20 protein-coding genes are annotated in these 22,636 nt (G+C 73.6%); 1 reads left to right on the forward strand and 19 read right to left on the reverse strand.

Going from position 1 to position 22,636, the window contains the following annotated elements:
• Positions 1–45 precede the first annotated feature (45 nt).
• On the forward strand, positions 46–756 hold the full coding sequence (locus GD632_RS08700; protein ID WP_152191035.1) for a hypothetical protein: 711 nt from the start codon (positions 46–48) through the stop codon (positions 754–756).
• Positions 757–862: 106 nt separating this feature from the next.
• Here GD632_RS08700 and pyk read toward each other — a convergent pair whose 3' ends face one another.
• The 19 genes from pyk to GD632_RS08795 all read right to left on the reverse strand — a co-directional run bounded on the left by pyk (position 863) and on the right by GD632_RS08795 (position 22,598).
• Positions 863–2,287: a pyruvate kinase gene (gene pyk, locus GD632_RS08705; RefSeq protein ID WP_152191038.1), complete on the reverse strand. Its 1,425-nt coding sequence runs from the start codon at positions 2,285–2,287 to the stop codon at positions 863–865.
• A 71-nt stretch (positions 2,288–2,358) separates the two neighbouring features.
• On the reverse strand, positions 2,359–3,855 hold the full coding sequence (locus tag GD632_RS08710; RefSeq protein WP_152191040.1) for a glutamate synthase subunit beta: 1,497 nt from the start codon (positions 3,853–3,855) through the stop codon (positions 2,359–2,361).
• Positions 3,848–8,419 (reverse strand): glutamate synthase large subunit, encoded by a 4,572-nt coding sequence (gene gltB / locus GD632_RS08715; protein WP_152191042.1) that lies wholly within the window; start codon positions 8,417–8,419, stop codon positions 3,848–3,850. The genes GD632_RS08710 and gltB overlap by 8 nt, the downstream gene beginning before the upstream one ends.
• A gap of 308 nt (positions 8,420–8,727) precedes the next feature.
• Complete coding sequence (nusB, locus tag GD632_RS08720) at positions 8,728–9,156, reverse strand: transcription antitermination factor NusB (RefSeq protein ID WP_152191044.1); 429 nt, start codon at positions 9,154–9,156, stop codon at positions 8,728–8,730.
• Between the two features lies 1 nt (position 9,157).
• Positions 9,158–9,721 carry an elongation factor P gene (efp, locus tag GD632_RS08725; RefSeq protein WP_152191047.1) on the reverse strand — a complete coding sequence of 188 codons (564 nt, stop codon included), beginning with the start codon at positions 9,719–9,721 and terminating at the stop codon, positions 9,158–9,160.
• Between the two features lie 28 nt (positions 9,722–9,749).
• Complete coding sequence (locus GD632_RS08730; protein ID WP_152191049.1) at positions 9,750–10,121, reverse strand: hypothetical protein; 372 nt, start codon at positions 10,119–10,121, stop codon at positions 9,750–9,752.
• Positions 10,118–10,735, reverse strand: a complete 618-nt coding sequence (locus GD632_RS08735; RefSeq protein WP_152191051.1) for a hypothetical protein — start codon at positions 10,733–10,735, stop codon at positions 10,118–10,120. The genes GD632_RS08730 and GD632_RS08735 overlap by 4 nt, the downstream gene beginning before the upstream one ends.
• A 47-nt stretch (positions 10,736–10,782) precedes the next feature.
• A complete protein-coding gene (gene aroB / locus GD632_RS08740; protein WP_452176649.1) occupies positions 10,783–11,859 on the reverse strand; it encodes a 3-dehydroquinate synthase in 1,077 nt (358 codons plus the stop codon).
• Positions 11,859–12,404 carry a shikimate kinase gene (locus tag GD632_RS08745; protein WP_152191056.1) on the reverse strand — a complete coding sequence of 182 codons (546 nt, stop codon included), beginning with the start codon at positions 12,402–12,404 and terminating at the stop codon, positions 11,859–11,861. Before GD632_RS08745 ends, aroB begins: the two co-directional genes overlap by 1 nt.
• A complete protein-coding gene (aroC, locus tag GD632_RS08750) occupies positions 12,401–13,612 on the reverse strand; it encodes a chorismate synthase (RefSeq protein WP_152191058.1) in 1,212 nt (403 codons plus the stop codon). The genes GD632_RS08745 and aroC overlap by 4 nt, the downstream gene beginning before the upstream one ends.
• Positions 13,613–13,671: 59 nt before the next feature.
• The gene (locus GD632_RS08755; protein ID WP_226924761.1) at positions 13,672–14,193 is read right to left on the reverse strand and encodes a prepilin peptidase; all 522 of its coding nucleotides are present in this window, start codon (positions 14,191–14,193) and stop codon (positions 13,672–13,674) included.
• A 55-nt stretch (positions 14,194–14,248) separates the two neighbouring features.
• A complete protein-coding gene (locus GD632_RS08760) occupies positions 14,249–15,184 on the reverse strand; it encodes a shikimate dehydrogenase (RefSeq protein WP_319633110.1) in 936 nt (311 codons plus the stop codon).
• Position 15,185: 1 nt separating this feature from the next.
• Positions 15,186–16,355 carry an endolytic transglycosylase MltG gene (gene mltG, locus GD632_RS08765; RefSeq protein ID WP_152191062.1) on the reverse strand — a complete coding sequence of 390 codons (1,170 nt, stop codon included), beginning with the start codon at positions 16,353–16,355 and terminating at the stop codon, positions 15,186–15,188.
• A complete protein-coding gene (gene ruvX / locus GD632_RS08770; protein WP_152191065.1) occupies positions 16,352–16,846 on the reverse strand; it encodes a Holliday junction resolvase RuvX in 495 nt (164 codons plus the stop codon). Before ruvX ends, mltG begins: the two co-directional genes overlap by 4 nt.
• Complete coding sequence (alaS, locus tag GD632_RS08775; protein ID WP_152191067.1) at positions 16,843–19,539, reverse strand: alanine--tRNA ligase; 2,697 nt, start codon at positions 19,537–19,539, stop codon at positions 16,843–16,845. Before alaS ends, ruvX begins: the two co-directional genes overlap by 4 nt.
• A gap of 36 nt (positions 19,540–19,575) precedes the next feature.
• On the reverse strand, positions 19,576–19,809 hold the full coding sequence (locus tag GD632_RS08780) for a hypothetical protein (protein WP_152191069.1): 234 nt from the start codon (positions 19,807–19,809) through the stop codon (positions 19,576–19,578).
• Positions 19,809–20,156 carry a DUF948 domain-containing protein gene (locus tag GD632_RS08785; RefSeq protein ID WP_152191072.1) on the reverse strand — a complete coding sequence of 116 codons (348 nt, stop codon included), beginning with the start codon at positions 20,154–20,156 and terminating at the stop codon, positions 19,809–19,811. Before GD632_RS08785 ends, GD632_RS08780 begins: the two co-directional genes overlap by 1 nt.
• Before the next feature lie 108 nt (positions 20,157–20,264).
• Complete coding sequence (rpsD, locus tag GD632_RS08790) at positions 20,265–20,897, reverse strand: 30S ribosomal protein S4 (RefSeq protein ID WP_152191075.1); 633 nt, start codon at positions 20,895–20,897, stop codon at positions 20,265–20,267.
• Between the two features lie 363 nt (positions 20,898–21,260).
• A complete protein-coding gene (locus GD632_RS08795) occupies positions 21,261–22,598 on the reverse strand; it encodes a replication-associated recombination protein A (RefSeq protein WP_152191077.1) in 1,338 nt (445 codons plus the stop codon).
• Positions 22,599–22,636 lie beyond the last annotated feature (38 nt).

Genomic DNA, 22,636 nt, shown 5'->3' on the forward strand with positions numbered 1-22,636 from the left:
GCGCACCGACATCCACCCGTGCACCCCGTCGCTACACTCCCGACCGTGACCTTCTTCGAGTTCGTGGGCGCGTACTGGTGGCTCGTGTTCCCGCTCGGGGCGGCGTTCGGCGGCTCGGTCGGGGCGGTCGCGAAGAACGTGCGCACGTGGGACGAGCGGCGCCGTCGCGACCGGCTCGAGCTCGCCCGGATCAAGTACGGGGCCCGCGCCGCGGCGACCGACCAGGCCGCCGCCACGCGCACGGAGGTGGAGCGGACACTCGCCCGCCACGACGCCGTCAACGCCCGCTGGCTGCGTTACGAGCTCGACGTCGCCGCGCTCATCGACTACCCCCTCATCACCGACATGCGTGAGCCGCTCACCGTGGACTTCCACCGCGCGCGGCGGGACGCCGAGGCGGCCCGCCCGGACGACCCGGCCCTGCTCCTCGCCGAGCCGGCCGACCTCGCCGCCTACCGGGAGGCGGTCCGCCGCTACGAGACGGCGTTCGACCGGGCCGAGCAGGAGGCCCGCCGGCGGCGCGCCTCCGACTTCTCCCCGGGCGAGCAGCAGGCGCTCCTGCGCGCCAAGCGCTTCCTCGCGCTGGCGGAGGACCCGGCCGCCGGTCACGCCGAGCGGCAGTCGGCCTACCGTCGTGCCACGCGGGAGCTCGAGGGCCTCGTCGTCCTGCCCACGGCCGCCACCGACGCCGTCGAGCAGCGCATCGCAGGCGCACTCGGTGCGCCCCCCGCCGCCGGCGAGGCCACCACCGCCTGAGCGCGGCGTCGCGCCGGCGTCCTCGTGCGGCGTGCCGACGTCCCCGTGGGACGACTCAACCCCGCCGGGCGAACCCGACGGGGCTGAGATCGGTGGGTGACGCGGGTCAGCTGGGGCTCGGGAGCTCGCCGACCTTGTGGACCCGGATGGAGTTCGTGCTGCCGACCTGGCCCGGGGGCATGCCCGCGACGATGACGATGCGGTCACCGTCCTCCGCGAGGCCCGAGCTGGTGAGGACCTTGTCCACCTGCGCGACCATCTCGTCGGTGTGGGCGACCTCGGGGACCTCGTAGGTCTGCACACCCCAGCTCAGCGCCAGCGTGCTGCGCGTGGCCGTGAGCGGCGTGAAGGCAAGCAGCGGGATCGAGGAGCGCAGGCGCGACATGCGGCGCGCGGAGTCCCCGGACTGGGTGAAGGTGACGAGGTACTTCACGCCGAGCAGCTCACCGATGTCGGCGGCGGCCCTGGTGATGACACCGCCGCGGGTGTGCGGGGTGGTGCCCAGCGGCGCGATGCGCTCACCGCCCTCCTCCTCGGTGTGCTCGACGATGCGGGCCATCGTGCGGACGGCCTCGATCGGGAACTGGCCCACCGAGGTCTCACCGGAGAGCATGACCGCGTCGGCGCCGTCGAGGATGGCGTTGGCGCAGTCGGAGACCTCCGCGCGGGTGGGGCGGGGGTTGGTGATCATCGAGTCGAGCACCTGGGTGGCGACGATGACCGGCTTCGCGTTGCGGCGGGCGAGCTCGACGGCGCGCTTCTGGACGATCGGCACCTCCTCGAGCGGCAGCTCCACGCCGAGGTCGCCGCGGGCGACCATGATGCCGTCGAAGGCGTCGACGATCTCGACGAGGTTCTCCACGGCCTGCGGCTTCTCGATCTTGGCGACGACCGGGACGCGGCGTCCCTCCTCGTCCATGATCGCGTGGACGTCGTCGATGTCCGCGGCGAAGCGGACGAAGGACAGCGCGATGACGTCGGCGCCGAGGCGCAGCGCCCAGCGCAGGTCCTCCTTGTCCTTGTCGGACAGGGCCGGGACGCTGACGGCGACACCGGGCAGGTTGAGGCCCTTGTTGTTGGAGACGGGGCCGGCGACCTCGACGCGGGTGACGACGCGGGGGCCGTCGACCTCGAGGATCCGCACGGCGACACGGCCGTCGTCGATGAGGATGCGGTCACCGGGGGTGCAGTCGCCCGGGAGGCCCGCGTACGTCGTCGACGCGATCTCGGCGGTGCCGGGGACGTCCTCGGTGGTGATGGTGAAGGTCTGGCCCTCGCTGAGCTCGACCTCCCCCTCGACGAACCGCCCGAGGCGGATCTTCGGCCCCTGCAGGTCGACGAGGACGGCGACGGCGCGGCCGGAGGCCTGCGCGGCGTCCCGCACGCGGTGGTAGACGGCCTCGTGCTCGGCAGCGGAGCCGTGGCTTCGGTTGATCCGGGCCACGTCCATGCCGGCGTCGACGAGCGCCTGAATCTGGTCGGCCGACTCTGTAGCCGGTCCAAGGGTGCACACGATCTTTGCTCTACGCATGGTGATCAGCCTATAGCCCGATTCGTCGTCGCGAGAGGGACGTTCGCCCGGCGAACGCCCCTCTCGGCCGGCTAGGAGCCGAGGCTCGCGATCCCGGCCCCCAGCGGGGCGCTGGACGCCGTCACGGGGACGGGCAGGCCACTGCCTCCGTCGAGGTAGTGGTCCACCGCTGCCGCGCAGGACCGGCCCTCCGCGATGGCCCAGACGATGAGCGACTGGCCGCGGCCGGCGTCGCCGGCGACGAACACTCCGGGCACGGACGTGGCGAACATCTCGTCGTGGACGACACGCCCACGCTCGTCGACGTCCACGCCGAGCTGGTCGACCAGCCCGCCGCGGGGCACGCCCTCGAAGCCGATGGCGATGAGGACGAGCTGGGCGGGGATGAGCCGCTCGGTGCCCTCGACGGGGGTCGTGGAGCGGTCGGCGTGCCGGACCACCTCGACCATCCGGATGTGGGTGACCTGGCCCGCACCGGCGCTCCCGTCGGAGACGAACTCGAGGGTCGCGGTGCCGAAGATCCGCTCCCCGCCCTCCTCGTGGGAGGTCGAGACCGTGAAGACCCGCGGGTCCATCGGCCACGGCTCCCCCGGCGCGCGGTCCTCGCCGCGCCGGACGTTGATGTCGATCTGGGTGACCGAGCGGGCTCCCTGCCTGCGGGCGGTGCCGAAGCAGTCCGAGCCGGTGTCACCGCCGCCGATGATGACGACGTCCTTACCGGCCGCCGTCACCTGGTCCGGGACGTCGTCACCGGCGACGACCCGGTTGGACTGGACGAGGTAGTCCATCGCGACGTGGATGCCGCCCAGGTCGCGACCGGGGACGGGCACCTCGCGCGGGACCGTGGCCCCGAGCGCGAGCACGACGGCGTCGTACCGCTCCCGCAGCTGCTCGCCGGTGACGTCGGTGCCGACGTCCACGCCGGGGCGGAAGACCGTGCCCTCGGCCTCCATCTGCGCCACCCGGCGGTCCACCTGGACCTTCTCCATCTTGAAGTCGGGGATGCCGTAGGTGAGCAGGCCGCCGATGCGGTCGTCGCGCTCGAGCACGGCCACGGTGTGGCCGGCCCGCGTGAGCTGCTGGGCGGCGGCCAGACCCGCCGGGCCGCTGCCGATGACGGCGACCGTGCGGCCGGTCTGCCGGTCCGGCACCTGCGGGGTCACCAGGCCCTGGTCCCAGGCGGTGTCCGCGATGGACTGCTCGATGTTCTTGATCGTCACCGCGGGCTGGTTGATGCCCAGGACGCACGCGCTCTCGCACGGCGCGGGGCACAGCCGCCCGGTCCACTCCGGGAAGTTGTTCGTCGCGTGGAGCCGGCCGATCGCCGCCTCCCAGTCCTCGCGTCGGGTGAGCTCGTTCCACTCCGGGATGAGGTTGCCCAGCGGGCAGCCGGCGTGGCAGAACGGCACACCGCAGTCCATGCAGCGGGTGGCCTGGCGGACGAGCGCGGGCGCGTCCTCCTGCCGCCGCTCGTAGACCTCGCGGAAGTCGAGGATCCGCACCGGGACCGGGCGGCGGGCGGGCAGCTCGCGCTCCCGGTAGTTCAGGAAACCGCGGGGGTCAGCCATTGGACACCTCCAGGATGGTGCTCCACACGTCCGGGGAACCGGCGTCCAGGCCCTCCTGGGCGGCGTCGGCGAGGGCGGCGGAGACGGCCGCGAAGCGGCTGGGCAGGACCTTGACGAAACGGGCGCACGCGGCGTCGGCGTCGGCGAGGAGCTCGGCGGCCACGGCAGAGCCGGTGTGCTCGTGGTGGCGTCGGAGCAGGTCGAGGACGATGGAACGGTCCTCGGCGTCGAGGTCGACGAGGAGGAGCTCGCCGTCGGCCACGGCGGGGGCGTTGACCCGCCCGCGGTCGAGGTCGAGCACGTAGGCGGTACCGCCCGACATGCCCGCCCCGAGGTTGCGGCCGGTGGGGCCGGCGATGAGCACGGTGCCCCCGGTCATGTACTCGAGAGCGTGGTCGCCCACCCCCTCGACGACGGCGGTCGCGCCGGAGTTGCGCACGCAGAAGCGCTCACCGACGCGCCCGGAGAGGAACAGCTCCCCCGACGTCGCGCCGTAGCCGATGACGTTGCCGGCGATGGTGTTGTCCGCGGCGACGAGCCGCGACTCCTCCTCCGGCCGGACGACGACGCGCCCGCCGCACAGCGACTTGCCGACGTAGTCGTTCGCGTCACCGAGCAGGCGCAGCGTGATCCCCGGCGGCAGGAGCGAGCCGAAGGACTGGCCGGCGGTCCCGCGCAGAGTGATCTCGATCGTGCCGTCGGGCAGGCCGGCCGCGCCGTGGCGCTTGACGACCTCGTGGCCCAGCCGCGTGCCGACGGTGCGGTTGACGTTGCAGACCGGCAGGTCGAGGCGGACCGGGGCGCCGTCCTCGAGGGCGGGGCGGGCCCGCTCGATGAGGGTGACGTCCAGGCTCTTCTCCAGCCCGTGGTCCTGCGCACGGATACGGCGGCGGGCGGTGCCGGGCGCCGGGTCGACGTCCGCGAGGATCGGCGACAGGTCCAGGCCCGCGGTCTTCCAGTGACCCACGGCCTCGTCCGTGTCGAGCAGGTCGACGCGGCCCACCGCCTCGTCGAGGGAGCGCAGCCCGAGGGAGGCGAGCATCTCGCGCACCTCCTGGGCGACGAACTCGAAGAACGCGACGATGTGCTCGGCCTTGCCGGTGAAGCGCTCACGGAGCTCGGGGTTCTGCGTCGCGATGCCGACCGGGCAGGTGTCCAGGTGGCACACGCGCATCATGATGCAGCCGGCGACGACGAGCGGCGCAGTGGAGAAGCCGTACTCCTCCGCCCCGAGCAGCGCGGCGATGACGACGTCGCGACCGGTCTTGAGCTGGCCGTCGGTCTGGACGGTGATCCGGTCGCGCAGGCCGTTGACGATGAGCGTCTGCTGGGTCTCGGCCAGGCCCAGCTCCCAGGGTCCGCCGGCGTGCTTGAGCGAGGTCAGCGGACTGGCGCCCGTCCCGCCGTCGTGCCCGGAGACGAGGACGACGTCGGCGTGCGCCTTGGCGACCCCGGCCGCGACCGTGCCGATGCCCACCTCGCTCACGAGCTTGACGTGCACCCGCGCCTCGGGGTTGGCGTTCTTGAGGTCGTGGATGAGCTGGGCGAGGTCCTCGATCGAGTAGATGTCGTGGTGGGGCGGCGGGGAGATGAGCGAGACGCCCGGGGTGGAGTGCCGGGTGCCGGCGACCCACGGGTAGACCTTGGTGCCCGGCAGCTGACCACCCTCACCGGGCTTGGCGCCCTGGGCCATCTTGATCTGGATGTCGTCGGCGCTCGTGAGGTAGTCGGCCGTCACGCCGAAGCGCCCGGACGCCACCTGCTTGACCGCGGAGCGGCGCCGCGGGTCGTGGAGACGGTCGGTGTCCTCCCCGCCCTCCCCGCTGTTGGAGCGTGCACCGAGGGAGTTCATCGCGATCGCGAGCGTCTCGTGCGCCTCGGCGGAGATCGACCCGTAGGACATCGCACCGGTGGAGAAGCGCTTGACGATCTCGCTCACCGGCTCGACCTCGTCGACCGGGATCGGTGCGCGCTCGCGCAGCCGGAACAGCCCGCGCAGCGTCATGAGGCGCTCGGCCTGCTCGTCCACCCGGCGGGTGTAGTCGCGGAAGACGTCCATACGGCGGGCGCGCGTGGCGTGCTGCAGCCGGAAGACCGTCTCCGGGTCGAAGAGGTGCGGCTCGCCGTCGCGGCGCCACTGGTACTCCCCACCGGACCGCAGGCTGCGGTCGGCGGGCGAGATCCCCGAGGGCGGGTAGGCCGTCGCGTGCCGGGCGGCCACCTCCGCCGCGAGCACGTCGAGACCGACGCCGTCGAGCGGGGCGGGGGTGCCGGTGAAGTAGCGGGCCACGAGCTCGCGGGACAGGCCGAGGGACTCGAAGACCTGGGCGCCGCGGTAGGAGGAGACCGTCGAGATCCCCATCTTGCTCATCACCTTGAGCACACCCTTGCCGAGCGCACGGATGACGTTGGAGACGGCCTGCTCCGTGGTGAGGCCGGTGACGGCGCCCGTGTGGACGAGCTCCTCGGCGCTCTCCATGGCGAGGTAGGGGTTGACCGCGGCCGCGCCGTAGCCGACGAGCAGGGCGACGTGGTGGACCTCGCGCACGTCGCCGGCCTCCACGAGGAGGCTGACCTTGGTGCGCGTGCGGCGACGCAGCGTGTGGTGGTGCACGGCCGCGGTGAGGAGCAGCGAGGGGATCGGGGCGAGCGCGGCCGTGGAGTGGCGGTCGGACAGCACGATGAAGCTCGCGCCGTCCTCGATCGCGGTGTCGACCTCCGCGAAGATCTCCTCCAGGCGCTGCTCGAGCGCCGCTCCCCCGCCGGCCACCGGGTACAGGCCGGAGACCACGACCGAGCGCAGGCCCTTGCCGGCGCGGGCGCTGCCGACGTGGGCGATCTTCGCGAGCTGGTCGTTGTCGATCGTCGGGAAGGGCAGCACGAGCTTGCGGGCGTGCTCGGGGACCTCGGCGAGGAGGTTCGGCTCGGGGCCGATCGCGCCGCCCAGCGACGTGACGAGCTCCTCCCGGATCGCGTCCAGCGGCGGGTTGGTCACCTGGGCGAACTGCTGGGCGAAGTAGTCGAAGAGCATCCGGGGCCGGGTGGAGAGCACGGCGATCGGCGTGTCGGTGCCCATCGACCCGAGGGCCTCGGCACCGGTGCGCGCCATCGGTGCGAGGAGGACGCGCAGCTCCTCCTCGCTGTAGCCGAACACCTGCTGGCGCCGCGTCACCGAGGAGCGGGAGTGCAGCACGTGCTCGCGGTCGGGCAGGTCGGCGAGGTGGAGCGTGTGCTCGGCAAGCCAGTCCGCGTACGGGGCGGCGGCCGCGAGCTCGTCCTTGAGGGCGTCGTCGTCGACGACCTCCCCCGCGGCGGTGTCGACGAGGAACATGCGGCCCGGCTCGAGGCGGCCCTTGCGCACGACGGTCGCGGGGTCGATGTCGAGGACGCCGGACTCCGAGGCGAGGACGACGAGCCCGTCCTCGGTGATGACGTAGCGGGCCGGGCGCAACCCGTTGCGGTCCAGGACGGCGCCGATGACGGTGCCGTCGGTGAAGGTCATCGCCGCGGGGCCGTCCCAGGGCTCCATGATCGTCGCGTGGTACTCGTAGAAGGCGCGCCGCGCCGCGTCCATCTCGCCGTGGTTCTGCCACGCCTCGGGGATCATCATGAGCACCGCGTGGGGCAGCGAGCGTCCGCCGAGGTGGAGCAGCTCGAGCACCTCGTCGAAGGAGGCGGAGTCGCTCGCGCCGGGCGGGCACACGGGCAGCAGCGGCTCGAGGTCGCCGAGCAGCTCGCTGGACGCCACGCCCTCGCGCGCGCCCATCCAGTTCCGGTTGCCGCGGACGGTGTTGATCTCGCCGTTGTGCGCGACCATCCGGAAGGGCTGCGCCAGCGGCCACGAGGGGAAGGTGTTGGTCGAGAACCGCGAGTGGACGAGCGCCAGCGCGCTCACGAGGCGCGGGTCGGCGAGGTCGGGGAAGAAGCTCCCGAGCTGCTCGGTGGTGAGCATGCCCTTGTAGACGAGCGTGCGGGAGGACAGCGAGGCGAAGTAGACGCCCAGCTCGTGCTCGGCGCGCTTGCGCAGCCGGTAGGTCAGGCGGTCCAGCGCGACGCCGGAGCGCTCGCCGTCCGCGTCCGTGACGACGAGGTGGCGGAAGGCCGGCATCGTGGACCGGGCCATCTGCCCGACGAGGTTCTCGACGACGGGCACCTCGCGCCAGCCGAGCACGCGCAGCCCCTCCTCGACGGCGATGCGCTCGATGGTGGCCACAGCCGCCGCCCGCTCGGTGGACGCCCCGTTGCCGCCGGGCAGGAAGGCCAGGCCGGCGGCGTAGTGACCGGGCTCCGGGAGCGCGAAGGGCAGCTCGGCACGGAGGAAGGCGTCCGGCACCTGAAGGAGGATGCCGGCGCCGTCGCCGGTGTCCTGCTCGGCACCGACGGCACCGCGGTGGTCGAGGTTGGCGAGTGCCGTGAGAGCGGCGTCGACGATGTCGCGGCCCGGAGTCCCGCGCAGCGTGGCGACGAAGGCGACGCCACAGGCGTCGTGCTCGTACGAGGGGTCGTAGAGACCCTGGCGCGGCGGCGCCCCCGGCTGCGGCGTGGTTCCGTGGATCGGGCCCATGGTGCTTTTCCCCTTGTTCCGTGATGACTTGACCAGAAGTGGGGCGCCGTTGACCCAGCGAGCGGGAACTTTACTCCCCGGTGACTCGATGGTGAACTCATCGGCCCCCGACACGCGCGCTGTCTTGCATGTTGGACGGTGTACGTGTGACCGCCCTGGACAGCATTCTGTGCACAGACACGGCCGCGTGGGAAGACGTCGGGCGCGGAGGTGCCGCCGACCCCGCGCCACCGACGACGCGGCCGACAGGTCCGACCGCGGCCGGAGCCGGGCCCCCACGGGGATCCCGGCTCCGGCTCGGTCGCGGCTCAGCGGCCGCCGGCCTCCAGCTGGAGGATGCGGCCGAGGAGGCCGTTGACGAAGCGGGGCGACTCGTCGGTCGACAGCTTGGTGGCCAGGGCCACCGCCTCGTCGACCGCGACGGCGCCCGGCACGTCGTCGTTGAACATGACCTCCCACACGCCCAGGCGCAGGATGGCCCGGTCGACCGCAGGCATCCGCGGGAGGGTCCAGTCCTGGGCGTAGGTCGTGATGAGCTCGTCGATCTCGGTGGCATGGTCGGCCACGCCCTCGACGATCTCCACCGCGTACTGCGGCAGCGCGGTCTGGGCCGCCGTGTGCTGCAGGCGCTGGGTGAGCAGCTCGCGCAGCTCGACCTCCCAGCCGGCCAGCGCGCGCTGGTCGGCCTCGTAGAGGACGTCGACGGCGCGGGTGCGCGCCTTGGAGCGTGCCGCCATGTCAGTCGTTCACGCGGCCGAGGTAGTCCCCGGTGCGCGTGTCGACCTTGACCTTGGTCCCCTGCTCGAGGAAGAGCGGCACCTGGATCTCGTAGCCGGTCTCGACGGTGGCGGGCTTGGTGCCGGCGGAGGAGCGGTCGCCCTGGAGACCCGGCTCGGTGTAGGTGATCTCGAGGACGACGGAGGCGGGCAGGTCGATGTACAGGACCCGGCCCTCGTGCGTGGCGACGGTCGCCATCTGCCCCTCGAGGAGGAAGTTCGCGGCGTCCCCGACGATGTCCGCGCCGATGAGGATCTGGTCGTACGTCGACGTGTCCATGAACACGTAGTCGTCACCGTCCTGGTACAGGTACTGCATGTCGCGGCGGTCCACCGTGGCGGTCTCGACCTTGACGCCGGCGTTGAAGGTCCTGTCGATCGTCTTGCCGGAGAGCACGTTCTTGATCTTGGTGCGCACGAAGGCGGGGCCCTTGCCGGGCTTGACGTGCTGGAACTCGACGACGGACCAGAGGTTCCCGTCGATGACGAGGACCATGCCGTTCTTGAGGTCGTTCGTGGTGGCCACTGAGGTGTTCCTTTCGAGAGAGCGGCAGTCAGCCTATCGCGTCGAGCGCCCACAGACCCAGCACGGCGCACGCCCCGGCCCACGTGTAGGAGATGAGCGTGCCGATGATGAACCGCTCGGCGGCCGGGCTCACCTTGTCGGGGTGGCTCTCGCGCAGCTCCGGGTAGCGGCCCAGGCCCTTGACCGCGAGGACGACGGCGACACCCTCCGGGAACCCTGCCAGGACGGCGCCGGTGATGGCCGCACGCTCGAGCATCCCGATCCAGGTGCCGCCGCGGAGCACCCCGTTCGCGGGCGGGGCCGACTGCACGCGGCGCAGGACGAGGCCGGTGACGACGCGCCCGAGGAGGATGGAGACGACGAGCGCCGCGACGACGACACCTGCACCGGCCCAGCTCATGAGGACCCCTCCTCGGCGGCGACGAGCAGCCGGGCTGCCAGCGGGTGCAGCCGCACCTCCTCCTGCCACAGCGCGGCGTCGAGCCGCTGGCTGACGGCCTGGGCGCTGATGCCCAGACGCTCGGCGGCCGCGCGCTGGGTGCCGCCCTCCGCGACGAGGTCGACGACCTCCCAGCCGGCGCCACTGCGGCGGCGGACCACCGCGGCGAGCAGCTGGAGCAGGGCCTCGGCCTCCTCCGCGGCCCCGGGGGCGGCGCCGTCGACGGCGAGGGGCACGCTCGCCGACCGCCCCCGGGCCCGCTCGACCGCGGTGCGCGCGAGGATGAAGGCCTCCCCGGAGCTGGCCGGCGCCGACTCGGCGAGCGGCTCGACGACCGGGCCCGCACCGATGCCCACGCTCCAGCCACCCAGCCGCTGGAGCAGCAGGGCGAGCGCGACCACGGCGCGCGCGTCGGAGAGCACACCCTGCACCTCGTCCCCGACGGTGCGCTCGACCGGCAGGACGAAGGGGTCGGACGGCTGCCGGTCGCGCCACGCCGCGACGGCGTCGAGGAGCCCGGGCACGGCGTCGCCGCGCCGGCGGCTGGACTTCTGGTCGGCGGTCATGACGAACATGAGACAAGGCTAGACTCTTGATACGGCGAGATCAAGGCCTCACCCTTTCAGAGCGCGAGTGCGGCGTAGGCCGTCTCGAGGAGGCCAGGGGCGGGACCCTCGAGCCGTCCGGGCCGCCCGATGCCGTCGAGGACGACGAAGCGGAGGGTGGCGCCGCGCGTCTTCTTGTCCCGGCCCATCGCCTCGAGGAGCAGCGGCCAGCGGTCCTGGCGGTAGCCCACGGGCAGGCCGAGGGACCGCAGGACGTCACGGTGCCGGGCGACGTCCGCGTCGGGGAGCCGGCCGGCGGCGCGGGCCAGCTCGGCCGCGAACACCATGCCGACGGCGACGGCGTCCCCGTGGCGCCAGCGGAAGTCCTCGCTCAGCTCGATCGCGTGGGCGAGCGTGTGCCCGTAGTTGAGGAACTCCCGGCGCCCCGCCTCGCGGAGGTCGTCGGAGACGACCTCCGCCTTCACCTGGACCGCCCGGGTGACGAGCTCGGCGAGCTCCGGGGAGCGGGCGTCGCGCGCGGCGGCGCCGGAGTCGGCCTCGACGAGCTCGAGGATCCGGGGGTCAGCGATGAAGCCGGCCTTGACGACCTCGGCGAGCCCGGCGGCGTGGTCCTCGGCCGGCAGCGTGAGGAGCGCGTCGAGGTCGCAGACGACGGCGCGCGGGGAGTGGAAGGCACCGACGAGGTTCTTGCCCTCGGGGGTGTTGATCGCGGCCTTGCCGCCGACGGCGGCGTCGACCATCCCGAGCAGCGTGGTGGGCACGTGGACGACCGCGACCCCGCGCAGCCACGAGGCGGCGACGAAGCCGGCGAGGTCGGTGGCGGCGCCGCCACCGAGGCCGACGACGAGGTCCTGGCGGGTGAATGCCGCGCGGCCCAGGCGCGACCACAGGTCGGTGAGGACGGCCGCCGTCTTCGCCTGCTCGCCGTCCGGCACGAGCGCGAGGTGGACCTCGTGACCGGCGGACTCGAGCGTGGCGCCGAGCCGGCCGGCGCGCTCGGCGAGGGGTGCCTGGTGGACGAGGAGCACACGCCGCTGCTCGGCGCCGACGGCGCCGGCCACCTCGCCGTCGAGCCCGCGGCCGATGACGACCTCGTAGTCGTGCTCGGCCCGCACCGGCACGCGCGCCTCGATCACGCGTCGCTCCTCGGGCGCAGGTCGCCACGCTCGAGCGCCTCGGCGACGAGGGTCGCGAGCCGCTCGACCGGCTCGGTGTCGGTGTCGACGACGAGGCCGGCGACCTCCTGGTAGAGCGGGCGGCGGGCGTCCATGAGGGCCTTCCACCGGGCGCGCGGACTCTCGACGAGCAGCGGCCGGGCGCCGGACAGCCCGACGCGCGGCAGCGCCTTGGCCATGGAGACCTCGAGGTAGGCGACCGGCACGGTGAGCAGGGCCGCGCGCGTGTCGGGGTGCTCGACCGCTCCCCCGCCCAGGGCCACGACGCCGTCGTGCTCGGCCAGCGCCCGGAGGACCTCGGCGTGCTCGAGCTCACGGAAGTACGGCTCGCCGTCCTCGATGAAGATGTCGCTGATCGTGCGGGCCTCGCGGCGCTCGACGGCGTCGTCGGTGTCGAGGAGCTCGACGCCGAGCAGGCGGGCGAGCACCTGGCCGACCGTGGACTTCCCCGCACCCGGTGGGCCGACGAGGACGACGCGGGCACGGGAGACGCGGCTACTCATCGCATGCCCTCGGGGATCGACTCGAGGTAGGTGGCGAGGTTGCGGGAGCACTCGGCGACGGAGTCGCCGCCGGTCTTCTCCAGGAGCGCTTCGGCGAGGACGAGCGCGACCATCGCCTCGGCGACGACGGCGGCCGGCGCCACCGCGCAGACGTCCGAGCGCTGGTGGATGGCTGTGGCGGCCTCCCCGGTGGAGACGTCGATGGTGCGCAGCGCGCGGGGCACGGTGGAGATGGGCTTGAGCGCGGCGCGCACGCGGAGCACCTCGCCGTTGCTCATGCCGCCCTCGACGCCGCCGGCCCGGTTGGTGGTGCGCTGCACCCCGCCGTCCTCGCGGACGATCTCGTCGTGCGCGACGGACCCGCGGCGGCGCGCGGTGCGGAAGCCGTCCCCGACCTCAACCCCCTTGATCGCCTGGATGCCCATGACGGCGCCGGCCAGGCGGGCGTCGAGCTTGCGGTCGCCGTGGACGAAGGAGCCGAGGCCCGGCGGCAGGCCGTAGGCGAGGACCTCGACCACGCCGCCGAGGGTGTCCCCGTCCTTGCGGCAGGCGTCGATCTCCTCGACCATCGCGGCCGACGTGGAGGGGTGGAAGCAGCGGATCGGGTCGGCGTCGAGCGCCGCGACGTCGTCCGGGCCGGGTGCGGGGGCGTCGTCGGGCACCTCGACGGGGCCGACGGCGACGACGTGGGACACCAGCCGCACCCCGGAGACCTGCTCGAGGACCGCCGCGGCGACGGCGCCCAGGGCGACACGTGTGGCGGTCTCGCGCGCGCTGGCGCGCTCGAGGACGGGGCGGGCGTCGTCCAGCGCGTACTTCGTCATGCCGACGAGGTCGGCATGGCCGGGCCGCGGCCGGGTGAGGGGTCGGTTGCGGGCGATCTCGCGCTGGTCACCGGTGCCGGCGTCGACCTCGAGGAGGCTGGGGTCCACCGGGTCCGCCGACATCACCGTCTGCCACTTGGGCCACTCGGAGTTGCCGATCTCGATGGCGACGGGCCCGCCCATCGTGCGGCCGTGGCGCACCCCGCCGAGGAGGCGCACCTCGTCCTGCTCGAACTTCATCCGCGCGCCGCGGCCGTACCCGAGACGCCGCCGCGCGAGCACGGCGCGCAGCTCCTCGGTGCCGAGCTCGACGCCCGCCGGCACGCCCTCGACCACGCCGACGAGGGCCTCGCCGTGGGACTCCCCTGCTGTCAACCAACGCATGCCTGGCATCCTGCCACGGCCCGCCCACACGCCCGGGAGGCGTCCGGCAGGCGGCGCGCTCACAGACCCAGCACGGGCCCCAGCCGGACGGTGAGGGCGCCGGCCACGGCGGCCCCGAGGAGCATCCACGGACCGAACGCGATCGCCGTCGTCCGGGTCGCTCGCCCCGCGACGAGGAGGACGAGCCCCGCCACCCCGCCGAGGACGAAGCCGGCCAGCACCCCGAGCACGACGGCTCCCCACCCGAGCCACCCCAGCCAGGCCCCGAGCAGCGCCCCGAGCTTGACGTCGCCCATCCCCAGACCCGCCGGGCGCAGCAGGGCGAGGGCGAGGTAGCCGAGCGCGCAGGCCACGGCGGCGACGGCGGCGCGCACCAGCCCGTCCCAGGCGCCGGAGACGAGCGTGGCGACGAGGAGCAGCAGTGTGAGCGCGAGGCCGGTCGGTGCGAGCACCGCGTTGGGCAGCCGGTGGCTGGCGAGGTCCTCGGCCGCGAGGAGCACCCCGGCGACGGCGAGGACGAGGGCGGCGGGCAGGTCGGCGCGCCAGCCGTGGACCAGCACGGTGAGGACGACGGCGAGCACGCAGGCTCCCGCGAGGGGACGCGGTGCCCGCCACCGGCGCGCGGTGGCGGCCGGCTCAGCCGCCACGGCGGGCGAGGGCGTCGGTGAGCGCCCCCCGCATCGCCTCGAGCGGGGCCGCGCGCCCGGTCATGAGGCGCACCTGCTCGGCGGCCTGGTGGAGGAGCATCGCCCAGCCCGGCGCCACGGTGCCTCCCCCGGCGGTGAAGCCGGCAGCCAGGCGGCTGGGCCACGGGTCGTAGGCGACGTCGAGGAGGACGCGTCCGGACGTGCCGCCGCCGGAGGCGAGGTGGTCACCGAGCTCGTCGCCCGCGCCCGCGGGGAGGGTGGAGACGGTGACGTCGGCCGAGGTGACGGCGTCGGCGGCCTGCTTCACCGTGGACCAGCGGCGCAGGGTGGCGTGGACACCCATCCGGTGGGCCGCACGCTGCAGCGCACCGGCGCGGGCAGGGTTGCGGACGAGGACGAGGGAGTCGGTGATGCCCAGCTCGGCGAGCGCGGCGAGGGTGGACGCGGCGGTGGCCCCTCCCCCGAGCACGACGGCGCCCGTGGGCCGCCAGCCCGCCGTCCCCGCGGCCTCGCGCAGGGCGGCGACGATGCCGTGGACGTCGGTGTTCGCCCCGACGACCAGCCCGCGCCCGGGACCGGGCTGGACGATGAGGGTGTTGACCGCGCCGACGACCTCCGCGAGCGGGTCGACGACGTCGGCCACCTCGAGCGCGACGTGCTTGAGAGGCATGGTGAGCGAGAGGCCCGCCCACTGCGCGTCGAGGGACGCGACGACGCCGGCGAGCTCGTGCGCGTCGACCTCCGCCAGCCCGTACACCCACTCCAGCCCCAGGGCCGCGTAGGCGGCGCCGTGGAGGACGGGTGAGAGGGAGTGGCGCACCGGCTTGCCGAGGACGGCGGCCCGCCGGGCCCCGGCCGGCAGCGCGCCGGCCGGGAGCACGTCGTAGGTGGGCAGCGCGGGGCCGCCCGGCTCACCGCCGTTCACGTCAGCCCTCGTCGTCGCTCGGGTTCGTCGCCAGCCACTCGCGGAAGAGCTCCTGGTTCTGCAGGTGCTCGGAGTAGTCGCCGGTGAAGCGTGTCTCGCCGGTGTCGAGGTTGACGGTGACGAAGTAGCACCAGTCGCCCTCGGGCGGGTCGAGGACGGCCTCGATGGCCGCGACGCCGGGGGCGCCGATCGGCGTGGGCGGCAGCCCGGGGTGGATGCGGGTGTTGTAGGGGTTGTCCGCGTTGTCCAGCTCCGAGCGCTCGGGCACGCCGCCGGAGCGGCCCACGCCGTAGTTGATCGTCGAGTCCATCCCGATGAGGCCGTCGTCGCTGCAGTTCTGCAGGCGGTTCTCCAGGACGCGGGCGACCTTCCCCTGGTCCTCCTCCCGGTTGACCTCGTGCTCGATGATCGAGGCGCGGGTGAGGACGTCGTGCTGCTGGTCGGCGGGCACGTCGAGGGACTCGAGCGTGGTCCTCGTCTGCGCGACCATGGCGGCGAGGATGGCGGTGGCGTCCGCGTCGGGCTCCAGGGTGTACGTCGCGGCGGCGAACCAGCCCTCGGGGTTGTCCGCGGCCTGCTCGGGCAGGCCGATCGCCTCGCGGTCCGCGGCGGCGGCCTCGACCTCCTCGAGGGGGATCTGGGCGACGCTGGCGATGCGCTCGAAGATCTGCTCGGCCCGCCAGCCCTCGGGCACGGTGATCCGCAGCTCGGACTTGTTCGCGGGGTTGAGGAGCGCGGTGACGGCGTCCTCCGCGCGCATCTGACCGAGGAGCTCGTAGGTGCCGGGCTGGATCTGCGCGGCGTCGGGGTTGGCGCTGAAGGCCTGGACGAAGGCCTGCTGGGAGGCGACGACACCGGCCTCGACGAGGGTGCTGCCCATCGCGGCCCCGGTGGCGCCCTCCTCGATGACGACGGGCACGCTGCCCGAGCCCGGGCCGGGGTAGTCCTCGGCGACGGGCGCGTCGGAGCCGTCGAAGAGGGGCCGCAGGACGAGGAAGCCGCCGACGCCGAGGGCCACGACGAGCAGGAGGCTCAGGACGACGGCGACGGCGGTGCGCCGACGGCGACGACGCTTGCGCTCGGCCCGGTCGCGTCGAGCGGAGCGTCGCTCGACGGACGAGCGGGGCTCTGGCTCGTCGGCCAGCAGGGCCTGGTCGAAGAGGTCGCTCACGCCTCAGCCTCCATTCCGTGGTCGACGAGCTCCCCCGCCGGCTGACCTGTCCGGCGCTCCTGGTCCAGGGCTGCCTGGAGGATCATGACGGCGGCGACCTGGTCGACCACCGCCCGGTGGCGTCGCCCCGGCCGGCCCGACCGGTGCAGCGCCTGGTGGGCGCTGACGGTCGTCAGCCGCTCGTCGACGAGCCTGACGGGCACGGGGTCACACACCCGCGCCAGCTCCCCAGCGTACTCCCGCGCCAGCGCGGCAGCATGCCCTTCGCCGCCGGAGAGCTGGCGGGGCAGGCCGACGACGACGGCCACCGCCTCCAGCTCCCGGACGATGTCGGCGACCCTCCGCAGCTGGACGGGGCGGTCACCGGTCACCGTCTCGACCGGGGTGGCGAGCAGACCGTCCGCGTCGCTGCGTGCGAGGCCGACCCGCACCGCACCGACGTCGACGCCGATCCGCGTGCCGCGGACGAAGGCCGAGGCCTGGTCACTCATCGAGCGACCACGCCCCGCACGTCGTCCACGACCCCGTCGAGGGCAACCGGGACCGCGGCCGGGTCGGTGCCACCGCCCTGCGCGACGTCGTCCTTGCCGCCGCCCCCGCCGCCGAGCCGGCCGGCAGCACCGCGGACGAGCTGCCCGGCCCGGAGGCCGGCCTCGCGCGCCGGGGCGTTGGTCGCGATGACGACGGCCGGGCGGCCGTTGCTCGTGCCGGCGACGGCGACGACGGCGGGACGGGAGTCACCGAGACGTCCCCGGACGTCGAGCACGAGGGTGCGCAGGTCGTCTCCCCCGGCGACCTCGCCGGCGTCGTGGGCGACGACGAGGGTGCCGTCGACGTCCCGGGCGCTGTCGGCCAGAGCCCCGGCGCCGGCCAGGAGCTGCTGGCGCCGGACGGCGGCCAGCTCCTTCTCGGCGGCCTTGAGGCGGCTCATGAGGGAGGAGACACGCTCGGGCAGCTCCTCGGGGCGACCGCCGAGCAGGCTCGTGACCTGCCCGACCAGAGCGTGCTCCCGGGCCTGGAAGCCGTAGGCACCCGCCCCGACGAGGGCGTCGACGCGGCGCACACCGGAGCCGATGGAGGACTCCCCGAGCAGCGTGATGCGGCCGATGTTGCCGGTCCGCGGCACGTGGGTCCCCGCGCACAGCTCGCGAGACCAGTCCCCGCCGATCGACACGACGCGTACCCGCGAGCCGTACTTCTCCCCGAAGAGCGCCATCGCGCCCGAGGCCTTGGCGTCCTCGATGTCCATGACCTCGTCGGTGACGTCGAGGTCCTCGGCGAGCTGGCTGTTGACGCGCTCCTCGATCTCGCCGATGACCGCGGACGGCACCTGGGCTCCGTGCCGGAAGTCGAGGCGCAGCCGCGAGGGAGCGTTCTCCGAACCGGCCTGCGTGGCCTGCTCGCCGAGCGACTCGTGCAGCGCCTTGTGGACCATGTGGGTCGCCGAGTGCGCGCGCGCGATCGCGGTGCGGCGGGCGGTGTCGATGCTCGCGACACCGGTCTCGTCGACCGTGACGGTGCCCTCGGTGAGGCGGCCGCGGTGGACGACGAGGCCCTTGACCGGGGCCTGGACGTCGTCGACCGCGACGATGCCGCCGCCCTGGAGGCTGATGGTGCCCTGGTCGGCGAGCTGGCCGCCCGCCTCGGCGTAGAACGGCGTGCGGTCGAGGACGACCTCGACGTCGGCGGGTGCCGTGGCGGCGGGCACCGGCTGCCCGTCGACGAGGAGGCCGACGAGGCGGGCCTCCGCCGTCGTGTCGGTGTAGCCGAGGAAGAGCGTGCTGCCGCCCAGGCGGTCCTGCAGCTCGCGGTAGTGGGCCGGGTCGACGTGACCGGACTTCTTCGCCAGCGCGTCGGCGCGCGCACGCTCGCGCTGCTCGGCCATGAGGTCCCGGAAGCCCTGCTCGTCGACGGCCACGCCCTGCTCGGCGGCCATCTCGAGGGTGAGGTCGATGGGGAAGCCGTAGGTGTCGTGGAGCGCGAAGGCGTCGGTGCCGGGCAGCTGCGCGCGGCCGGTGTCCCGGGCGGCGGCCTTGGCGCGGCTCACCGCGGTGTCGAGGATCGTCGTGCCGGCGACGAGGGTGCGGCGGAAGGCCTCCTCCTCGCCGTAGGCGACGTCGCTGATGCTCGCGAAGTCACGCTCGAGCTCGGGGTAGGACGGGGACATCGCGTCCTTGACCACGGGGAGCAGCGCGGGCAGGACGGGCTCGTCGACCCCGAGGAGGCGCACCGAGCGCACCGCGCGGCGGATGAGGCGGCGCAGGACGTAACCGCGCCCGTCGTTGCCCGGGCGCACGCCGTCGCCGATGAGCATGAGGGCCGAGCGGACGTGGTCGGCGACGATGCGCATCCGGACGTCGTCCTCGCCGTCGGCGCCGTAGCGGCGGCCGGTGAGCTCCTGGGTCGTCGCGATGAGCGGGTAGACCTCGTCGGTCTCGTACATGTTCGCCTTGCCCTGGAGGAGGTAGGCGATGCGCTCCAGGCCGGCGCCGGTGTCGATGCTCTTGTGCTCGAGCTCGCGCAGCAGCGGGTAGTCCTTCCCGGTGCCCTCACCGCGGAGGTACTGGTCGAAGACGAGGTTCCAGATCTCGAGGTACCGGTCACCGCCCGGGTCGACCGTGCCGCCCTCGGCCTCCGGGCCGAACTCGGGACCGCGGTCGTAGTGGAACTCCGCGCAGGGGCCGGCGGGGCCGGGCTGACCGGTGTCCCAGAAGTTCTCCTCGCGGGGCAGGCGCACGATGTGCCGCTCGTCCACACCGATGTGCTGGAGCGCGGCGTGGGCCTCGGTGTCCTGGTCCCACGTGGTCACCCACAGGCGGTCCCCGTCCAGCCCGTAGCCACCGTCGGCCTGGGACGTGGTGAGGAGGTCCCAGGCGAAGCCGATCGCGCCCTCCTTGAAGTAGTCACCGAAGGAGAAGTTGCCGTTCATCTGGAAGAACGTGCCGTGGCGCGTGGTGCGCCCGACGTTCTCGATGTCGTTGGTGCGCAGGCACTTCTGGACCGAGGCGACGCGCGGCCACGGCGCCTCCTGCGTCCCGACGATGTAGGGGATGAAGGGCACCATGCCGGCGATCGTGAAGAGGATCGACGGGTCCGGCGACACCAGCGGCACGCTCGGCGCGATGTGGTGGTCGTGCTTGGCGAAGTACTCGAGCCAGCGGGAGCGGATCTCGGCGGTGCGCAATGGGACCTCGGGGGAAGGGTCGGGAGGGACGGAGGGTCAGTGCTGGCCGTCGCGGGCGCGGGCCGCGGCCTCGACGACGGCGTCGTCGGGCAGCAGCCGCTCGCGCAGCTCGGCCTCGCGGGCGGCGTAGTCGGCGCGGAAGCCCTCGACCCGGGCCCGCACGCCGGCGGCGACGGCATCGAGCCGGGCGCCGACACCGCGGCGCACGGCGGGGGTGGCGAGGACGACGACGGCGACGAGCGTGACGCCGACGGCAGCGGTGCGACGCATCAGGCGCCCCGCCGGAAGGCCCGCCGCACGGCGTAGGAGAACGCGGCCACCTTGATGAGCGGTCCCCCGACGGTCGCGGAGACGAGCGTGGTCAGCGCCGAGACGTTCTGGGACACCTCGGTCGCGGCCGTGGTGACGGCGTCGACCTTCACCAGCTGGGCGTTGCTCGCCGCGATCGTGGCGGCGGCCTCGTCGACGACGGGCAGGGCGTGGGCGGTGACCTCACGGACCGAGTCGGTCGCGGCGTCGAGCACCTTGCCGACCTTGAGGAGGGGGACGGCGAGGAAAGCCACGAGCGCGAGGAACGCGACGGCTGCCACGATCCCGGCGATGTCGCCGATGTTCATCTGCAGGCTCCTAGGTCTGGCGGGTGCTGCGGGAAGGCTACCCGGAAATGTCCGCGCCCCGGGTACCGGCGTGGCCGGCGCCCGGGGCGCGGTGTCGTGCAGGGTGGGTCAGCGCGAGTAGTACTCGACGACCAGCTGCACGTCACAGGTGACGGGGACCTCGTCGCGCTTGGGGCGACGGACGAGCTGGACCCGGAGCTTCTCCAGCGCGACGTCGAGGTAGCCCGGGACGTCGGGCAGGACGTCGCGGTGGGCACCGGCGGCAGCGATCTGGAACGGCGTCATGGTCTGGCTCTTCGGCTTGACCTGGATGACCTGGCCCGGCTTCACGCGGAAGGAGGGGCGGTCGACGAGCTTGCCGTCCACGAGGATGTGGCGGTGCACGACGGCCTGGCGGGCCTGGGCGATCGTGCGGGCGAAGCCGGCGCGGAGCACGAGGGCGTCGAGGCGCATCTCGAGCAGCTCGACGAGCGACTCACCGGTCAGGCCGGACTCCTTGCGGGCCTCCTCGAAGACGCGGGTCATCTGGGCCTCGCGCAGGCCGTACTGCGCGCGCAGACGCTGCTTCTCCTTGAGCCGGACGGCGTAGTCGGACTCGGTCCGACGACGGGCGCGGCCGTGCTCACCGGGCGGGTAGGGACGCTTCTCGAAGTGCTTGACCGCCTTGGGGGTCAGCGCGATGCCGAGGGCGCGGGACAGGCGCACCTGGCGGCGCGACCGTGCCTGGTTGTTCTTGCTCATGCGTGTACTTCCTGTCGTTGTGACGTCACGCGAGCGGGAGAGCTCCCGCCGCGCGGGGCCGACCATCAAAGGCTGGGACCCCAGGTGGCTGCCCGAAGGCAACCGGTCCAGACTACCAGCGCCCTCCCGCCGCCGACGTAGCCGCCCTGTGACCTCCGCCGCACCCCGGCACCCAGGCACCCACCCCGATGGCACCGACAGCCGACTTACCGCCCACAGTCGAGTTCTCGCCGACAGCCGACTTACCGCCCACAGTCGAGTTCTCACCGACAGCCGACTTACCGCCCACAGTCGAGTTCTCACCGACAGCCGACTTACCGCCCACAGTCGAGTTCTCACCGACAGCCGAGCTGTCGGCGACGGTCAGCCGCTGCCGAGTATGTCGCGGATGCGCTCGAGCCGGGTGGCGATGTCCCGCTCCAGTCCGCGGGGGCGCGGCTCGTAGTACCGGCGCCCGACCAGCTCGTCGGGCAGGTACTGCTGGGAGGCGATCGCGTGCGGGACGTCGTGGGCGTAGACGTACTCGGTGCCGTGGCCGAGCTTCTTCGCCCCTGCGTAGTGCGAGTCGCGCAGGTGCGGCGGCACCGGCCCAGCCTTCCCAGCTCGAACATCGGCAATGGCCTCGCCGATTGCCCGGTAGGAGGCGTTGGACTTGGGCGCCGTCGCGACGTGGACCACGGCCTGCGCCAGGACGAGGCCACCCTCGGGCATGCCGATGAAGGCTACGGCCTCGGCGGCGGCGACGGCGGTGTGGAGCGCGGTCGGGTCGGCCATGCCGACCTCCTCGGACGCGGCGATGACGATGCGCCGGGCGATGAACCGGGGGTCCTCGCCCGCGACGATCATTCGGGCGAGGTAGTGGAGCGCAGCGTCGACGTCGGAACCGCGCATCGACTTGATGAACGCGCTCGTGACGTCGTAGTGCTGGTCGCCGTCGCGGTCGTAGCGCACGGCCGCGACGTCGATGGCGCGCTCCATCGTCGGCAGGTCGATGTCGCCGTCGTCGTCCGCGGCACCGGCGGCGGCCTCGAGGATCGTCAGCGCCTTGCGGGCGTCGGCCCCGGCGAGGCGCACGAGGTGATCGAGCGCGTCGTCGGCCAGCTCGTACCGGCCGTTCAGGCCGCGCTCGTCCTCCAGCGCTCTGGCGACGAGGGCGCGGATGTCCTGCTCCTCCAGCGGCTGGAGGGTGAGGAGGAGGGACCGGGAGAGAAGCGGGGAGATGACCGAGAAGCTCGGGTTCTCCGTCGTCGCCGCTACGAGGGTGACCCAACCGTTCTCGACGGAGGGCAGGAGCGCGTCCTGCTGCGTCTTGGAGAAGCGGTGGACCTCGTCGATGAACAGGACAGTCTCCCCGCCGGTGCTCACGAGCCGGCGTCGGGCGTCCTCGACGACCTGCCGGACGTCCTTGACGCCGGCCGTCACCGCGGAGAGCTCGACGAAGCGGCGCCCGGAGGCGTGGGCGACGAGGTAGGCCAGCGTCGTCTTCCCCGTCCCCGGCGGCCCCCAGAGGATGACCGAGGACGCCCGCGAGCTCCCGCCCGGCTCGACGAGCCGCCGCAGCGGCGCGCCCGGCTTCAGGAGGTGCTCCTGGCCGACGACCTCGGCGAGCGAGGCGGGACGCATCCGCACGGCGAGCGGCGCGTCCGGACGGGCGGCGGGGGTGCCGGCGTCGTCGGCGCCCACGGAGTCGAAGAGGTCCACGACCGGAGCCTACGTCGGGCTGCCGGGTGGGGGCGCCG

The organism is Georgenia satyanarayanai (assembly GCF_009193135.1).
Lineage (GTDB): Bacteria > Actinomycetota > Actinomycetes > Actinomycetales > Actinomycetaceae > Oceanitalea > Oceanitalea satyanarayanai.

Coding starts and splice junctions, on each gene's coding strand:
- GD632_RS08745 (WP_152191056.1), bottom strand. CDS start 12,404: ATGAGTAGCCGCGTCTCCCGTGCCCGCGTCGTCCTCGTCGGCCCACCG.
- GD632_RS08735 (WP_152191051.1), bottom strand. CDS start 10,735: ATGTTCGTCATGACCGCCGACCAGAAGTCCAGCCGCCGGCGCGGCGAC.
- GD632_RS08780 (WP_152191069.1), bottom strand. CDS start 19,809: ATGCGTCGCACCGCTGCCGTCGGCGTCACGCTCGTCGCCGTCGTCGTC.
- GD632_RS08730 (WP_152191049.1), bottom strand. CDS start 10,121: ATGAGCTGGGCCGGTGCAGGTGTCGTCGTCGCGGCGCTCGTCGTCTCC.
- rpsD (WP_152191075.1), bottom strand. CDS start 20,897: ATGAGCAAGAACAACCAGGCACGGTCGCGCCGCCAGGTGCGCCTGTCC.
- GD632_RS08785 (WP_152191072.1), bottom strand. CDS start 20,156: ATGAACATCGGCGACATCGCCGGGATCGTGGCAGCCGTCGCGTTCCTC.
- aroC (WP_152191058.1), bottom strand. CDS start 13,612: ATGCGTTGGTTGACAGCAGGGGAGTCCCACGGCGAGGCCCTCGTCGGC.
- pyk (WP_152191038.1), bottom strand. CDS start 2,287: ATGCGTAGAGCAAAGATCGTGTGCACCCTTGGACCGGCTACAGAGTCG.
- nusB (WP_152191044.1), bottom strand. CDS start 9,156: ATGGCGGCACGCTCCAAGGCGCGCACCCGCGCCGTCGACGTCCTCTAC.
- GD632_RS08710 (WP_152191040.1), bottom strand. CDS start 3,855: ATGGCTGACCCCCGCGGTTTCCTGAACTACCGGGAGCGCGAGCTGCCC.
- ruvX (WP_152191065.1), bottom strand. CDS start 16,846: ATGAGTGACCAGGCCTCGGCCTTCGTCCGCGGCACGCGGATCGGCGTC.
- gltB (WP_152191042.1), bottom strand. CDS start 8,419: ATGGGCCCGATCCACGGAACCACGCCGCAGCCGGGGGCGCCGCCGCGC.